This is a genomic window from Putridiphycobacter roseus (assembly GCF_003234935.1).
Classification (GTDB): Bacteria; Bacteroidota; Bacteroidia; order Flavobacteriales_D; family Crocinitomicaceae; genus Putridiphycobacter; species Putridiphycobacter roseus.
The window spans coordinates 1-794 of the sequence record NZ_QKSB01000067.1 but is presented as its reverse complement, the minus strand read 5'-3'; the positions used below and the strand labels follow the sequence as shown (position 1 = coordinate 794).

General features: G+C 39.2%; 1 protein-coding gene. It reads left to right on the top strand.

Translation table 11 applies throughout. From position 1 onward, the window contains the following. A partial coding sequence (locus tag DNU06_RS17530) for a PKD domain-containing protein (RefSeq protein WP_146239329.1) occupies positions 1-794 on the top strand: 794 nt, incomplete at both ends.

The following is a 794-nucleotide window of genomic DNA, read 5'->3' as shown; positions in this document are numbered from 1 at the left end:
AACCAAGGTACATTATTTACCGATTTAACAACAATTGCTGGTACTAGTTCCATTGATAGCATCCATTGGAATTTTGGAGACAATACTTTTGGGGTAGACTCCATTGTAAATCATACTTACAATAATACGGGAACATATTCCGTCCAACTTTTTGCCCAGTCGGACCAAGGCTGTGCGGATAGCTTGGTGCAGACTATTTTTGTGAATGCTAATCCAATTGCAGATTTTAGTATTACGGATACATGCGTGTTTCAAGTCGTGAATTTAAATAACAATTCCAATATTGCTTCGGGTACCATTACCAATTATGAATGGGATTTTGGAGACAATTCTGCTAGTACCTTATTTGAACCCAATCATCCCTTCAACCAAGCCGGGGATTATAATGTGCAACTGGTGGCGATTTCTGATTCTGCATGCACGGATACCAGTACTTTAAGCCTTACCATTCATCCACAACCTGTCGCTGATTTTACATTTACTTCTTCTTGCTTTAATGCTTCTTTTATTGATGGGTCCAGTATTGCAAGTGGAAATATTGCAGGGTATGTGTGGGATTTTGGTGACATGAACACAGCTTCCATTCAAAACCCAAACCATGTTTATACCGTCAATGGCAATTATACTGTCAACTTACAAACCACCAGTGATTTTGGTTGTATGCACGATACCAGTAAGAGCATTAGCATATTCAATAATTTTACGGCAGATTTTGTTTTGTCTAATTCACAAATTTGCAGCGGGGATTGCATTCAGTTTTCGGATTCATCAACCGCGCATACCAGCGGAACCTA